This window comes from Zunongwangia pacifica, assembly GCF_023499215.1.
In the GTDB taxonomy this organism is placed as follows: domain Bacteria; phylum Bacteroidota; class Bacteroidia; order Flavobacteriales; family Flavobacteriaceae; genus Zunongwangia; species Zunongwangia pacifica.
Genome location: NZ_JAKHSK010000005.1, coordinates 1 through 14404, shown reverse-complemented (window position 1 = coordinate 14404; position 14404 = coordinate 1). Strand labels below are relative to the sequence as shown.

The window sequence follows — 14404 nt, the reverse complement described above, 5'->3', positions numbered from 1 at the left end:
TGATTATCCTTAATTTGTAATAATTCGTTGTTTTCGTGATTCCGTTCCGATAGCTATCGAGGAGAAGTTCAGGGTGACCAAACCTCATTATCATCTATTGCGGGCATTCAAAAATAAATCTTCGATTTTATACCCTCTTCATCAAAGAATACATCTTTTTTTGATATTTTGGTTGTAGGTAAATACAAGGTATGTCTCAGGAAACTTCATTCGATCATCTAAGTTTTAGGGAGAAATTAATTAATGCTACCAGAGATTTCTTTTCAATTGCACTGGTATGGCTATTATTATTGTTTCTGTTAAGTGCTTTAGAGCTTTTCTATAATACCGTAGTAAATGCTGTACAGGAAAATTTCTTCCATTTATTGATGTATAGTTGTTGGATGGATGTATTGCTCTGGTTGAAGTGGGGTGCGTTTTGTTATATTTTCTACACTATTTTTTATGTGATCCATCCTAAATGGGCCAAGATCATTTTTAAAACTTTTATTTGTATCGCGGCCATTATCCAAACGGCCTTGGTGTTATACTTTACCACCTCTTTAAACTTATTGGGAGCAGATCTTTTTAGTTATTCTTTAGAAGATGTTCAACAAACTCTAGGAGCTTCTGGTGGTTTAAGTTTTGTAGCGGTGTTTCAGTTTTTAATTGTAGTAAGTATTTGCATAGCTATTTTATGGTGGTTGCCAAGATTTATTAAATTGCCGTGGGTTTTAGGAATTCTTTATCCAATCGCTTCAGTAATCATTTTCTTTACGCCAACGACTTCAGCGTGGAGCCAGATAAGTTTACAAACTACTTTTGCCAGTAACCTGGTTACTAATAAATCAGACTATTTTTTTACAAGCTCATATTATTATTTCTTTCCGAAGACCGATTACGACGTCGATATTTATGCCGATAATTATATTGGTATTTACGATAACCTTGATAATTCTGTCGTGGATTATGAATATTTAGATGAAAGCAATTATCCTTTTTATCATGTAGATTCAGATACCGATGTGCTTTCGCCATATTTTAATCTGAATGAAAAGAAACCGAATGTTGTTATTATTCTGGTTGAAGGTTTAGGTCGTGCTTTTACCAATAAAGGTGCTTATTTAGGAAATTGGACCCCTTTTTTAGATTCCCTTTCTACAAAAAGTTTGTACTGGAAAAATTTTCTTAGTCAGGGTGGGCGTACTTTCGCCGTATTACCTTCTATTTTAGGGTCATTGCCTTTTGCGCAAAGTGGTTATTTAGGCTTGGGAGAGAAAATGCCGAACCAATTATCATTATTAAATCTTTTAAAACATAATGGTTATGAAACTTCATTTTACTACGGTGGCGATGCGAGTTTCGATAATATGGAGCTGTATTTAAGAAGAAATAAAATTGACGATCTAATCGACAAAGATGCGTTTTCTACAAATGCAGGATTACTACCAGAGACAAATGGATTCACCTGGGGTTATGATGATGAAGCGCTTTATGCCGAATATTTAAATACGCGACCTTCAGATAGTACAGCAAAACCTCAATTAGGCGTTTTACTTACGGTTTCTTCTCACAACCCGTTCAAAATTAATAATCAGCAGGAATTTTATGATCGGTTTGAAGAGCGGATGACCGAGCTGGAATTTACAGATTCTAAAAAACAGGATTATCTCGCTTATCGAGATCAATACGCCAGTATTCTGTATACTGATGCGATGCTGAAAAAGTTCTTTGAAAACTACGAAAAGCGTCCTGACTTTAAGAATACCATTTTCCTGATCACTGGCGATCACCGTATGCCAGAAATTCCTATGGCCACGGTTATCGATCGCTATCATGTGCCTTTAATTATGTATTCGCCAATGCTAAGTCGTACTTCAGAAATGGCATCAATATCGTCTCATTCTGATGTTGCCCCAAGTATTTTAAGATTGCTGAAATCTAATTACTCGCTTGATCTTCCTGAGAATACCAGCTGGTTAGGGAAAGGATTAGATACCGTTGCCAACTTTAGGAATATTCATCAGATCCCATTAATTCAAACCAAGGTGAACATGAAAGATTATGTGGTAGGAACCTATCATCTTAATGGTGACCGGCTTTATGAGATTCTTGAAAATATGGGGGAAAGACCGGTAAACGATCCCGATCAGCAACAAAGTATTATGGATGCTTATAACGGATTTAAGCAGAAGAACGCGATAATTACCAATGGCGGAAAAATAATTCCAGATTCGGTTTACGTAAAGTACGCCAACTAAGATTCGTTGTTTTTAGCACTGATTTTTTTCTGGTAATCTTCTAAAATGGTTTGAAGCATGGGGCGATAAAACTTCCAAAAGAAGCTGGCTCTTTCGGTTTTGTCCCTATCGTTATAAAAGAAGCGCTTAAAGAAGCCAATTCCTTTAAAATAAGAAGTTTCCATGGCGATGGGGTTATCACAAAAATCACCAGAGAAGTAATAGAACTCGTAATCGCTATCCACGTGGTAAGTTACTGCCGGAAAAGAAGTAGGTATCCCGTATTTCTTTAATTCCCGATTTCCTTCTTCTGTAGTAAAAAGTTTATAATTGGCGGCAGTTTTATTGATTGCTGAAGTATTTTGAATAATATCAAACCAAAATGGATACTTCATTTCATCGGGGAGCGAAAAGCGTTTTTTTCCGTAGTCATTACTTAAAATCTGCGGAATTTCACGTTCTAAATGAATGCTATCTTCAAGAATGGTCACCTGATCGTCCTCATGCACAAAGGCTACTCCAGATTTTTTAAAAGGCCATTTATTACCGTGTTGATTCAGGTAGTTTCTAATTAACCATCGCGGTAATTCTTTGTTGGTAAGGGTATCTAAATTATCAAAATAACGACCCGTCCAACCCGTCCATTTTAACCCAAAAGTTCGTTCGAATTTTCTTCGAATATCATAAGCGGTGGGAGAGGCAAACGTATTAAATTCGGTTATAATAAGCTTATTCTTATCCTTCATTTTCTGAAGGAATTCCATGTCGTTTTCTTTCAATCCGCCGTAAACAATACCAGATCGCTCGGTCTGATTTTTTTGCGCATACCACTCGTTGGTATAAATTCCGTAGGTATCGGTAAAATACACCAAATCGGCATCATTGCTTAGCTGTTCTATTTTGTTGGAAGGAAAACGTTCTAAACCCCGAAGATCAAATTCCTCATCGTCTTTTGGAAAAAAACCGAAATAATCTTCACTTCTTTTATAGAATTTTGTAGATGTTTTTGTGTATTTTTTGTAGTTAAGCACCCAATCTAAAGAAATGTGTTCCTGACCTTCTGTGGTTAAAACAGTTTTATCGATAATCGCTGCGACCATTTTAGTTTTAGGCGTAAAAAACCAGGCCAGAAACATAAAAACCGGCAGCAATAAAACTAAAATGATAATGATGTGTTTTAAACGCTTTTTAAGCATTTTAAAAACGTTTTAAATATCCTACGCCTATCGTTAATTGATTACCAGTTTCTCCCTGGCGATATTCCTGATTTTCAAGACTTGTTTCTATAAATACCACATTAGTTGCCCAAAGTGTTTTACGAAAACCTAAAGAAATATTGTTCGATTTTAGGCGATATTGATTGCCGTTATTGTACAAAATATTATTGGTTTGATTGTCTGGTGACAACCCGGTACCTATTCTTAAACTAAGATAATCATCTGCTCCACCAAGATAATAGCGTGTCATTAAGCTAAAGGATTGAGATACGGAATTATTTGAAGGCGTTAAAAAAGTCCTGAAATTAAACCAAAAGCTCTTATAATACTTTCCGATAGAAGCAGTGTAAATCCAGGTTTCATCGTCAAAACCTAATAATCGGAATCCCGCTTCGGCCTCTAAAGCCCAGGGAAGATTGGCATAAAGGGAGAAACCGGCGCGATACTCGGGAAAAATCCCTGCGTTATCTGAAAATCCTGCATTTACATACGCATAAAAAGTATTGGAAATACTTGGGTAGGCGTCGACTTCAAACTGAAAAGCATCGGTGTTAAATCGATTAGCGTAATTAACTCTTGCTACGACAGATCCTATTTTGGTTTGTCTGGTGTAATCGATACTGGCAAGGTGCCAGGGATCATCAAATTGCTCATCGAAATACACAAAATCGTACGTAGCGCCAATTTGATTTTTGGCAGAAAGTATGGTTAACCGCTGACTTAAAGAGCGGGCTTCAGTATTTTTCGGGTTAATTTTTAAAAGCCTGGAATTGGCTTCCTGTGCCAGTTTATATTCTTTAAGATCCCGTAGTACTTTTGCTTTCAGCAACAATAGATTTTCAGAATCCGGGTGTTGCTTTAAACCATTATTAACGATATTAAGCGCTTTTTTAGAATTATCATTCCAATATTCTAAACTTCCGTAGGCAAAAGAACCATCCTCGTGTCCGGGATTGTCTTTTAATACCTTTTCAAATTCTACCCGAGCGCTATCTGTTTTTTTACTCCAGGTGTACACTCTTCCTAGAAAAATGCGAATTCCTGTATAATCCGGACTTTGATTTAAGGCTTGTTTGGCAAGTTTAATGGCTTTAGGATAATCATCTTCTTCGAAGGCAGCGTTTCTTGCCATGCTAAATAACTCATCAGAGCCATACTCCTGAGCTTTACTATTAAGCTTTATAAAAAGGCAAAAGAAGATTAACGTAAAGTATTTAAAATAAGAACAATTTATTTTTTGCATTATAAATAGGATACTGGTGCGAAAGCACGCGATTTGGGTTTTATGAATATAAAAATTAAATACTATTTTACCTACAAAAATATTGGATAAACCAACATATCAAACAAAAATAGCAAAGCGTTTAAGGATTGTCAGTTAATCTTCTAATTCAATCTGAGCGGTTTTTTCAGAAATTTCCCGAATAATTTTATCAAATTCCTGTGCAGATTTGTTTATTTGTTCAAGATAAAATTCAGATTTATCTTCAAAATGCTCATTAAGCATATTTATAAGGGCCATCATTCGTACTAAGGGGGCTCTTACGACATGGCTTTGTGTCCAGGCAATTTCACGTAATTTTTGGTTTTGGCTTTCTATCGCCTTAATATGCTTCAGTTGTTTTGTAATATCATTGGCGAGGATTAAACGGGCCGATCTCTTATTAAATTTAATGAGATTACTATGAATTTCGACATCAATAATCTGATTATCCTTGGTTTGATGCCTAAAAATTCCTTTATAGTTTCTGGTCATATGCTTTCTGGTCTCATAAAAAGATTTAAGCATTTTCGGAATTTCTCCTCCAGATCGAATATCTGTAATTTTTAAGGATAAAAATTCACTGATAGAATAACCGTATTTATGTAATGCAGCTTCATTAACATCTAAAAATTGCAGGCTTTCGATGTCGTACACCCACATGGGTTGGGGACTTAGATGAAATAAACGGCTGTAGCGTAGTTTTGCTTCTTCTAAAGCCTGTATATAACTGCGACGATCGATATTGTGCCTTATCGCCTTATAGATCGTAAAACTATCTAAGGTATTTTTTATTAAGTAGTCTGAAGCTCCTCTTTCCAGACAGCGAATGCTAAAACACATGTTTAATTCATTACTCAAAATTACTGTGGGTATAGCGGTTGTAAAGGAAAGAATATGATCTATTTTGGTGAATGCTCTCTTACCCGGTTTTCCCAGATCTAAAAAAATGATATGGTAATTTTGCTTTTTGAGCTCGTCAATAGCATTTGTTGTAGAGTTTGCATACGTTACTTTGGTGATGATAAGCGATTTATCAAGATAATCTTTAAGGTGAAATACTTCCTCTTCAGGGTTAGCGATCATTAATATGTTGTAGGTCTGTTTTTCACTCATCATAACTAACTCTTTAAAAGTATTTAAATGATTCCTTTTAAAGCATTGACTTTCAGAAAATAAATTCTGTATTAAGAAAAATTTAAGGAACGTCAAAGGTATAATCTTAGCCCGAATAAAACAATTCAAACTTTCAGCACAAAAAAATGTCAAAATCCATTTATATTTTTCTGCCTAAAAAACACATCTTATCTTTATAAAAAAAGCTGATGAATATTACAGATATTAAAGGAACGGTACGTCTTCATAATGGTGTAAAAATGCCGTATTTGGGATTAGGTGTGTATAAATCTAAAGATGGAAAAGAGGTTAAAGATGCCATACATTATGCTTTAAAAGCAGGTTATCGACATATCGATACGGCCAGTTTTTATGATAATGAAGAAGGGGTAGGCGAGGCCATAAAGGAAAGTAAGATTAACAGAGGTGATATTTTCGTAACCAGTAAGGTATGGAATGATGATCAGGGATATGAAGGAACTTTAAAAGCCATCGAGAAAAGTTTGGATAAATTACAGATGGATTATTTAGACTTATATTTAATTCACTGGCCCGTTCCCCATACGTTAACTGAAACCTGGCGAGCGATGGAAGAAATTTATAAATCGGGTAAAGCAAAAGCCATTGGGTTGTGTAATTGTGTAGAACATCAAATGGACGAAATTATTGAAAACGGTAGCGTAAAGCCAATGTTGCTGCAAAATGAATTTCATCCAAAGCTGGTTCAACAAAATATGTTGGATTATTGTGCAGAAAGAAATATTCAGTACGAAGGTTGGTCACCATTAATGCGTGGGCAAATTCTAGACGATAAGGTTTTAAAAAATATAGCTGAAACATACGGAAAATCGACCGCTCAAGTGGTATTGCGATGGGATTTGCAGAAAGGCGTGATTACGATTCCAAAGAGTGTGCATGAAAACAGAATTCAACAAAATGCTGATATTTTTGATTTTGAATTGTCTAAATCTGAGGTACAAGAGATCGATGATTTGGATAGCAATGAAAGAACAGGAGCGCATCCCGATCATTTTATGGAGCATTTTGCCAATAAATAATCGGGATATTTTCCTGAAATGAATTTATAGAAGATAATCTGTACTCATAAAGTTAGAAGATTTGCTATGTAGTAAATTTTCTAAAATTTCGTTATTGTACGGATTATCTTTTGAAGCTACAAAAGTCCTGATGGAGAACGAGCGTAGTGCATCGTGAACACTAAGCGTACCTACAGCGGAATCTTTTCTTCCTGTAAAAGGGAAAACATCGGGGCCTCGCTGGCAAGAGCTATTAAGGTTCACCCGGCAAACAAGATTTACAAGCGTATCGATTAGTGGTGCAAGTTCTGCAATATCTTTACCAAAGAGCGACACCTGCTGCCCATAGTTGGAATCTGCAATTTCTTCCAGGATTTCTTCAATTTCTGAAAAGGGTTTTACCGGAATAACCGGACCAAACTGTTCTTCCTGATAAACCTTCATGTCTTTGGTTACCGGAAAAAGTACGGCCGGGAAGATAAAATTGTCTGAAATCTCACCTCCTTTTTTGTTTATTATTTTAGCCCCTTTTTGTTGTGCATCTTCAATTAACCCCTGAATATAAGCAGGTTTCTCTGGCTCGGGAAGCGGAGTTAATTGTACCTTTTCTTCCCAGGGATTTCCAAATTTTAAAGCATCAACTTTTTCAGCAAAACGTTTTAAAAATTCTTCCTGAACAGACTCGTGCACATAAAGGATTTTAAGTGCGGTACAACGCTGCCCGTTAAAAGAAAGCGTACCTGAAATACATTCGCTTATCGCTAAATCCAAGTCGGCATCTGGTAATATAATTCCCGGATTTTTAGCTTCAAGTCCCAAAACCAGTCGTAACCTGTTTTTATATGGGTGCTGATCCTGCAAGGCAATAGCCGATTTACTATTTCCTATAAGGGCCAATACGTCTATTCTTCCGCTTTGCATGATAGGAGCGGCAACTTCACGACCTCTGCCATAAATTACATTTACCACTCCCGCAGGAAAACTTTCCTGAAATGCCTTTAGAAGAGGAGAGATGAGTAAAACCCCATGTTTTGCCGGTTTAAAAATTACAGTATTTCCCATGATAATAGCGGGAATTAGTAAGGCAAAAGTTTCATTTAATGGGTAGTTATAAGGCCCAAGACATAAAACGATTCCTAAAGGACCTCTTCTAATATGGGCATAAACCCCGTCTTTTTTAGAAAATTTAGCACTGTTACGATCAAGGTCTTTATAATCTTCGATAGTATCTTCGATATATTCTACAGTTCTGTCAAATTCTTTGTAAGAATCTGGCATAGATTTTCCAATTTCCCACATAAGGTATTTTACCACAGTCTCCCGTTGCAATTTCATTTTGCTTACAAATGTTTCCATGCAGGCAATACGCTCGGATACTTTCATGGTGGGCCATAGGCCTTTACCTTTATCAAAAGCATTGCAGGCTGAGGTTAATACATCTAAGGCTGTAGCCTTATCCATATGTGGAACAGTACCCAATAAAGTTTTTTGATAATTTTCTGAAGAAGAAATGGTAGAAAAAACTTCGTCGGTTTTGCCATTCCACTCGATGAGTTTGCCGTCGCTTAAATAGGATTTTTGGTGTAGTAGATCGTTGATTTTTAGCTGGTCGGTTATCATATTTATAAATTCAATTTAATATAATGTGAATATACTGAATTTCCAGTCTATAGGGATTGTGAAATTATCAATTTTATTGAGTTTTATTTTTATTCAATTATATTTTGAATTTATATCTGAACCTGTTTAATTTGCCAATTCAAATTCGGGATGTGGCGCAGTCTGGTAGCGTATACGTCTGGGGGGCGTAGGGTCGCAGGTTCAAATCCTGTCATCCCGACGAATAGGGTATTAAAAGGAATTCTTTTAATACATAAATAATTGAAAGTCAGTAAAATGTATTTTTGCTGACTTTTTTTGTATCCGTTTAAAAGCATATTCATTGATGTCCTATTTCGTGTCCTATTTTTTTAGGAAATAAATTCCTAAATTTAGGGTTCATAGCCCGTATTGACTTTCGGAGCGATTTGGCTTTCGTTTAAAGGAATGTTTAACCAAAACGAAAGTGATGACGAAATTACACACATTCAATATTCATTTTTGGTTGAAAAAATCATCAATCAAAAATGATGGAACGACCCCTATCTATGCAAGAATCTGGGTAGATAGTAAACCTAGCGATATAAGTACCAAGGAATCTGTACATGCTAAACACTGGGATAATAAGGCAGACCGGGTAAAAACTAGAACAAAAAACGCGAAAATCGTCAATGATGCACTGGATGAGATAAAATCACTCATCAAGAAAGCATATAGGCAACTTAAAGATGAAAATAGGCCAATTACCTCTCAGTCTATTAAATTGAGGTATTTGGGAAAGGATAAGGCTGTATTGACGTGCAAGGACCTTATGGATTACCATAGGGAAAATGAACTTCATAAACTGGCACCCGGAACCGCTAAGAATTACCATGCTACCGAAAAATATGTGAGCCGTTTTCTCAAAAAGGAATTCAAATCGAATGATATCCCTTTGGCGCAGATCAACTATACCTTTATAGTAAAATTTGAAAACTATCTCCGCACTTGTCCCCCTTTGAGTAAATCCAGACCTCTCAATCACAACGGTATGATGAAGCATTTAGAACGTTTACAGAAGTTTACCACCCTTGCCCTGAAACATGGTTGGCTGAAATCAAATCCCTTTGCATTATATCAATTGAAGTACGAGGAATTTGATTGTCCCTTTTTGGAGCGGGATGAGCTCGACAGCATAATGATGCTTCGCATTTCCCAAGCAAGTATTCGGTTGGTTAGGGATGTATTTGTTTTTTCCTGCTATACCGGGCTCAGTTATATAGAGGTGAAAAACTTGAAACAATGCGATATCGTCAACGGTATTGATGATGAGCAATGGATAATGGTCAGGCGTCAAAAGACAAAAACCCCGGTAAAACTACCCGTACTGGATGAGGCCAAAGCAATATTGGAGAAATATGCGGATTATCCTAGTGAAAAAAATAATTATTCGCTATTACGAATGTTCAGTGATCAAAAAGTTAATAAACACCTCAAGAAAATAGCGGAGTTATGCAACATTAAGAAGAACCTGACTTTTCACGTTGCGCGACATACCTTTGCCACTACGATAGCCCTACTCAATGATGTTCCTATAGAAACGGTTTCAAAAATGTTGGGTCACACCAAATTATCAACGACTCAAAAATATGCCAGGGTTATTGAAAAGAAGATCAGTAGTGATATGACTAAATTGAAAACAAAATTAAAGAATTCAAAAAAGGAGCAAAATTACAGGTCAACAACGCACGACCATTTAAAAATTGTTTGATATAATTTCTTAGAATGATTCCCGAGAGCTTATCATACTATTCGTGATAAGCTCTCGGGAATCAATTTTTAAAAAGTATTATTATTAAAATAAATTACTATTTTTTGTTCATAGTAGTTTTTAGAACAATCTTCCTTCTACCATTTAACTCCTGCAATTTCAATTTCTCCTTACTTCCTAATACAAATTTGGGAAGCACATATACCAAGTATACCGAATGGCTGTTATAGATCTTCGAAGGCATTTTGTAGGTATAGGTTGATTTCATTTCCAGTTTTTGAAAGGAAGATTTTCTTTTTTTGTTGCCACTAACGCGGTATACCTTCAGGAAATCTATTTCGAAAGTAATTCCAGAAGTATTGGTGGTTTCCATTACCAAATATGTTTCCGAAGCATTGTAGGCGACCTTTGTAACTGAAGCCTTATACCTCTCTTACGTTTGGTCTTGTACTGTTTTTTTCCTGATTTCATCAGATTTTCTGCAAACCGCTGAAAATGTAGATTAGATATTATCTATATCTAATCTACATTTTCAAAAGTAAAATTCAGGAAATGTATTGGTACTAAAAATATTGAAATCGATTTTCGAAAAAAAATCTATATAATAGTTTATGGCTAGGGAGTTGCTATTGAAAATGGTATGCTAAGAAGAATTATGCAAGATCTTTTAAATATTCCTACTTAAAGGAAAAATTTTTTGAATTTCAGAGGAAACTCTGGCAGAAAATTGACGTGGATAAAAACGCTCTGAATGCTGAAGTAAAGTTTACAGACGTGCATCAATGTACACTCTTGGGATGCAAGCATTTTTTTTCGATCAAAAAGTAATGTATAAGTGAGTAAATTTGAGAGCTAACTACTTATCCTTTGTTAACCATACTGGAGAAATGAAATTTTCATTATTTTATATTCCTCCTAATCCTGCTCAATGCATTGGGAGTAATCCCCAAAATACTGGCCAACTGTTTTACCGGCATTTTTTGAATAAACTCCCTGTTTTTCATTAGTTTTAAATAAATGTCTTCCGCCGTTAAGGTCTGATAATTTACATTTTGCTCAATTTGCTGAATACAAATATCCTCCCAAATTTTACGTCCAAACTCTTGCCATACAGGAAATCGCGCATACAGCGTATCCATATCAGCGCGTTCGATAACCAATAACCGGCTTTTACTTATCGATTCAATCGTAAAACGTGTAGGTTTACGAGGTGCCAGACTACTAATCTCCGTAATAAATTCCCCTTCAAAAAAAGCCCAGGCTGTATGTTCATTTTCGTTTTCTCCTGAAAAGAAACGTAATCCTCCCGAAATGATAAAATAATATTGATTGGCAATCTGTCCCCGTTTAAGCAGCACCTGATGTGGCGTATATTCTTTTTCCTGAAATTTAGAAAGGACTTCCCGTAATACTTCCTCCGTAATAAAAACTTTTGATTGTATAAATTCAGTAAATGATTTCATAAGTTGAAAATGCTTTATGTTCATTTTTAATACAGCTATGGATAGTCATCTGCATCGTATTCAAAAATAGGGAAATTAGCCAGAGGATATAGGAGAAAATCTTGAAGGCGAAGAGACTCCTCCAGAATAATTTAGTATTGAAGTTTACAAGAGTTAAGTAAGCGTTAAAATTTTAAACCGAAAAATAGCTTTATTGGAAAAATTATATATTAGTAGTGACTAACAGTCATTTTAGATATGATAGACAATAAAAAGCTCCGTTCAACTTCACGCCATACCCAGATAGTAAATGGTGCCGATATTATTCTAAAGGAAAATGGAGTGCAGCGATTTACCATCGATAAGGTCGTGGATTATTTAGGGATTGCTAAAGGAACATTTTATAAATATTTTGAAAGTAAGGATGATATTTTAGCCGAGGTAAGTATAAAAGCATTAAGCTTAATGTTGAATTATTTTAAGCTGAGCCAGCGTGAAGATCAGGTGGGTATTGAAAATACCAAAGCCTTTATTCTTTCCAGTTATGCATTTTCACAAGATTATCCTGCTTATTTTGAGCTCATCGTGTATATGGAGCGACCAGAATTTAAAAGTGAAGTCGATGGCTATAAAAAAATAAGCGATAAAGTTACCGGTTTTGTGATCGATCATTTAAAAAACCAACAAGAAAAAGGAATCATCAGGAAAGATATAGATCCCTTATATGGAACTTTTGTATTATGGGGCAGTTGTATGGGGGTGATGCAGTTTATGGAAGCTAAAAAAGTTTTTATTGAGGATGTACAGCACCTGAGCCAGAACGAAATGATGAAAACCTATGTGGATATGATTATCAACGGCGTTACTTAAAAAATTTTAAATTAAAATGACTGTTAGTCATTTTTTTTCGTTTTGTAGTTGTTTTAAAGGGACGCTGATGAGTGCAATTCAATAACTAGGCTTTGATAAAAAGCAGAAATAACCAGATTAGCGATTTAAGGTCAAGTTTGTATCATTTAATAACGAATTAAAAAATAAGATATGATTTTAGTAACCGGAGCAACAAGTGATATAGGGCAAAAACTTTGTCAATTATTGACCGAATCCAATATCAATTTTCAGGCGATGTGCCGAAAAGACAAACAGATCAAAGACTTTAAGCAGCGAGGAATAAACGCCGTTCCTGGCGATTTTCAACATCCTGAAAGTTTGAAAGCTGCTATGAAAGGCTGTGAAAGTTTATTTTTAATCACGCCACCCACACAAGAACAGGTAGAATGGGAGAAAGCGGCCATAGATGCTGCCAAAACAAGCGCTATAAAATATATTGTCAAGGTTTCGGCCTCAGATGCCAACATTAGGTCAGCCGTACCCTGGGCAAAATCACACGCCATTATCGATCATTACCTACGTGGTTCTGGCATAGCGTGGACTATTCTGAAACCTACGGCTTTTATGCAGAATTTCCTTTCTTCAAATAAACCGATTTCTAGAGGTTATCTGCCTCAGGTAGCAGGAAATGGAAAAGTAGCATATATCGATTCACGCGATGTGGCCTATGTGGCCTTAGAGGTTTTAAAAGAAAAAGCTAATCATAGATTTGCTACTTATTACCTCACAGGGCCTGAAACTTTGGATATGAAAGAAATTGCAGGTCAATTGTCTAGCGTTCTAGATATGAAAGTACGCTATCTTAATCTTCCCAAGCTTGTTTTCCGAACTATCTTAAGACTTTCTGGAGCTTCGAGTTGGTTCGCCAGTGGAATTGTGGTTCAATTTGCAGATGTTGTGGCTGGAGCTCACGCTTTAGATATTTCTTATGAAGTGAAGCGTATTGGTAAAAGTGAACCAAATTCGTTTGTAGCGTTTGCTCGGGAGCATAAAAAGATTTTTAAATCCTGAATCGAATAATCGTATATGTTGTCGATGTATGTTCAAAAACATTTTTGAAGGAAATAAATTAGTTGGATAGATAGTTTACATCTGAATGATTGGGTTCTGCTAATGAAGTAATGTAAATTCAACTGTATTTCGTTTAAGTTTGTAGGGCAATGGCACAGTATTAATCAAAAGAATTAAGGTAATCCATATATTTAGAAACACTTTTTTCAATTTTCTCTGGAGATGTGTTTAAGTCCATATCATAGCTGGCGAAGAATGGTACGTAATTAGCTTTTACATATTTAAAAGTAAGTTCGAATGGAATTGTAATTTGTTTTAGGCTGTGTCCATATACTCCTTCTGGAGTATAATCATCTGATGATGCTCCAGCAGAGATTGCTAATCCTATTTTTTTATTTTTTAATTTGAATCCACTTTTACTGCCATAGGCCCAGCCATATAAAAGGACTTCATCGAACCATTTTTTTAGTAAAGGAGGGGAACTGAACCAGTACAATGGAAACTGAAAAACAATTTTATCATAAATCTCAATTAATTCTTGTTCTTTTCTTATGTCTAATTTTTCATCAGGATAGGTCTCATAGAGTTGATGAATATCAAAGCTATCAGGATATTTACGCAATTCCTCAAGCCAACGCTTATTCGTTATTGATTTTTGAATGTTTGGATGGATAACAATGATTAAAGTTTTCAAACCTAAATATTTTTGGGTTACACCTCAAAATTATATTTTCTACGATAAGAAATGATTTAAACTTTTTTTAAAAATAAAAAAGGGTTGCAGATATTTGTGTTGCGAAACATACAATTATCAAAACCAACCCTTTATGTACTCTGTACTTGACAAAGATACAATAGAAT

12 protein-coding genes and 1 tRNA gene are annotated in these 14404 nt (G+C 35.5%); 6 read left to right on the top strand and 7 right to left on the bottom strand.

Translation table 11 applies throughout. From position 1 onward, the window contains the following. Positions 1 to 191: 191 nt before the first annotated feature. On the top strand, positions 192 to 2240 hold the full coding sequence (locus tag L1967_RS04565; RefSeq protein ID WP_249600548.1) for an LTA synthase family protein: 2049 nt from the start codon (positions 192 to 194) through the stop codon (positions 2238 to 2240). Here the strand turns inward: L1967_RS04565 and L1967_RS04560 are convergent. From L1967_RS04560 to L1967_RS04550, 3 genes are all read right to left on the bottom strand, one after another. After that, positions 2237 to 3415, bottom strand: coding sequence for a hypothetical protein (locus L1967_RS04560; protein ID WP_249600547.1), 1179 nt, complete (start codon positions 3413 to 3415; stop codon positions 2237 to 2239). The genes L1967_RS04565 and L1967_RS04560 overlap by 4 nt on opposite strands. 1 nt (position 3416) lies before the next feature. Then, positions 3417 to 4679: a YaiO family outer membrane beta-barrel protein gene (locus L1967_RS04555; protein WP_249600546.1), complete on the bottom strand. Its 1263-nt coding sequence runs from the start codon at positions 4677 to 4679 to the stop codon at positions 3417 to 3419. A 135-nt stretch (positions 4680 to 4814) separates the two neighbouring features. Beyond that, complete coding sequence (locus L1967_RS04550) at positions 4815 to 5816, bottom strand: PAS domain S-box protein (RefSeq protein WP_249600545.1); 1002 nt, start codon at positions 5814 to 5816, stop codon at positions 4815 to 4817. Between the two features lie 206 nt (positions 5817 to 6022). On the opposite strand from L1967_RS04550, the gene L1967_RS04545 reads away from it, so the two are divergent. Beyond that, entirely contained in the window at positions 6023 to 6871 is an 849-nt protein-coding gene (locus L1967_RS04545; protein ID WP_249600544.1) for an aldo/keto reductase, read from the top strand. Between the two features lie 24 nt (positions 6872 to 6895). Here the strand turns inward: L1967_RS04545 and L1967_RS04540 are convergent, their stop codons facing one another. After that, the gene (locus L1967_RS04540) at positions 6896 to 8470 is read right to left on the bottom strand and encodes an NADP-dependent glyceraldehyde-3-phosphate dehydrogenase (RefSeq protein ID WP_249600543.1); all 1575 of its coding nucleotides are present in this window, start codon (positions 8468 to 8470) and stop codon (positions 6896 to 6898) included. A gap of 146 nt (positions 8471 to 8616) precedes the next feature. Between L1967_RS04540 and L1967_RS04535 the strand changes: the two genes are divergently transcribed. Then, positions 8617 to 8690, top strand: a tRNA-Pro gene (locus L1967_RS04535). A 228-nt stretch (positions 8691 to 8918) separates the two neighbouring features. Continuing rightward, positions 8919 to 10199 carry a site-specific integrase gene (locus tag L1967_RS04530; protein ID WP_249600542.1) on the top strand — a complete coding sequence of 427 codons (1281 nt, stop codon included), beginning with the start codon at positions 8919 to 8921 and terminating at the stop codon, positions 10197 to 10199. Between the two features lie 97 nt (positions 10200 to 10296). Here the strand turns inward: L1967_RS04530 and L1967_RS04525 are convergent, their stop codons facing one another. Both L1967_RS04525 and L1967_RS04520 read right to left on the bottom strand, forming a co-directional pair. Beyond that, on the bottom strand, positions 10297 to 10572 hold the full coding sequence (locus L1967_RS04525) for a DUF4138 domain-containing protein (protein WP_249600541.1): 276 nt from the start codon (positions 10570 to 10572) through the stop codon (positions 10297 to 10299). A 526-nt stretch (positions 10573 to 11098) separates the two neighbouring features. Next, positions 11099 to 11662, bottom strand: coding sequence for a Crp/Fnr family transcriptional regulator (locus L1967_RS04520; RefSeq protein WP_249600540.1), 564 nt, complete (start codon positions 11660 to 11662; stop codon positions 11099 to 11101). A 237-nt stretch (positions 11663 to 11899) separates the two neighbouring features. Here L1967_RS04520 and L1967_RS04515 point away from each other — a divergent pair, with 237 nt between their 5' ends. Together L1967_RS04515 and L1967_RS04510 are read left to right on the top strand one after the other, a co-directional pair. Next, positions 11900 to 12511 carry a TetR/AcrR family transcriptional regulator gene (locus L1967_RS04515; protein ID WP_249600539.1) on the top strand — a complete coding sequence of 204 codons (612 nt, stop codon included), beginning with the start codon at positions 11900 to 11902 and terminating at the stop codon, positions 12509 to 12511. 171 nt (positions 12512 to 12682) lie between these two features. Beyond that, on the top strand, positions 12683 to 13543 hold the full coding sequence (locus tag L1967_RS04510; RefSeq protein ID WP_249600538.1) for an SDR family oxidoreductase: 861 nt from the start codon (positions 12683 to 12685) through the stop codon (positions 13541 to 13543). Between the two features lie 160 nt (positions 13544 to 13703). On the opposite strand, the gene L1967_RS04505 is transcribed toward L1967_RS04510, so the two are convergent. Then, entirely contained in the window at positions 13704 to 14237 is a 534-nt protein-coding gene (locus tag L1967_RS04505; protein ID WP_249600537.1) for an NAD(P)H-dependent oxidoreductase, read from the bottom strand. Between the last annotated feature and the right edge of the window lie 167 nt (positions 14238 to 14404).

Bases quoted from the DNA above. Each gene is read 5' to 3' on its own strand.
- L1967_RS04530 (WP_249600542.1), top strand. From the start codon at position 8,919: ATGACGAAATTACACACATTCAATATTCATTTTTGGTTGAAAAAATCA.
- L1967_RS04515 (WP_249600539.1), top strand. From the start codon at position 11,900: ATGATAGACAATAAAAAGCTCCGTTCAACTTCACGCCATACCCAGATA.
- L1967_RS04510 (WP_249600538.1), top strand. From the start codon at position 12,683: ATGATTTTAGTAACCGGAGCAACAAGTGATATAGGGCAAAAACTTTGT.
- L1967_RS04545 (WP_249600544.1), top strand. From the start codon at position 6,023: ATGAATATTACAGATATTAAAGGAACGGTACGTCTTCATAATGGTGTA.
- L1967_RS04520 (WP_249600540.1), bottom strand. From the start codon at position 11,662: ATGAAATCATTTACTGAATTTATACAATCAAAAGTTTTTATTACGGAG.
- L1967_RS04550 (WP_249600545.1), bottom strand. From the start codon at position 5,816: ATGATGAGTGAAAAACAGACCTACAACATATTAATGATCGCTAACCCT.
- L1967_RS04560 (WP_249600547.1), bottom strand. From the start codon at position 3,415: ATGCTTAAAAAGCGTTTAAAACACATCATTATCATTTTAGTTTTATTG.
- L1967_RS04540 (WP_249600543.1), bottom strand. From the start codon at position 8,470: ATGATAACCGACCAGCTAAAAATCAACGATCTACTACACCAAAAATCC.
- L1967_RS04565 (WP_249600548.1), top strand. From the start codon at position 192: ATGTCTCAGGAAACTTCATTCGATCATCTAAGTTTTAGGGAGAAATTA.
- L1967_RS04555 (WP_249600546.1), bottom strand. From the start codon at position 4,679: ATGCAAAAAATAAATTGTTCTTATTTTAAATACTTTACGTTAATCTTC.
- L1967_RS04525 (WP_249600541.1), bottom strand. From the start codon at position 10,572: ATGGAAACCACCAATACTTCTGGAATTACTTTCGAAATAGATTTCCTG.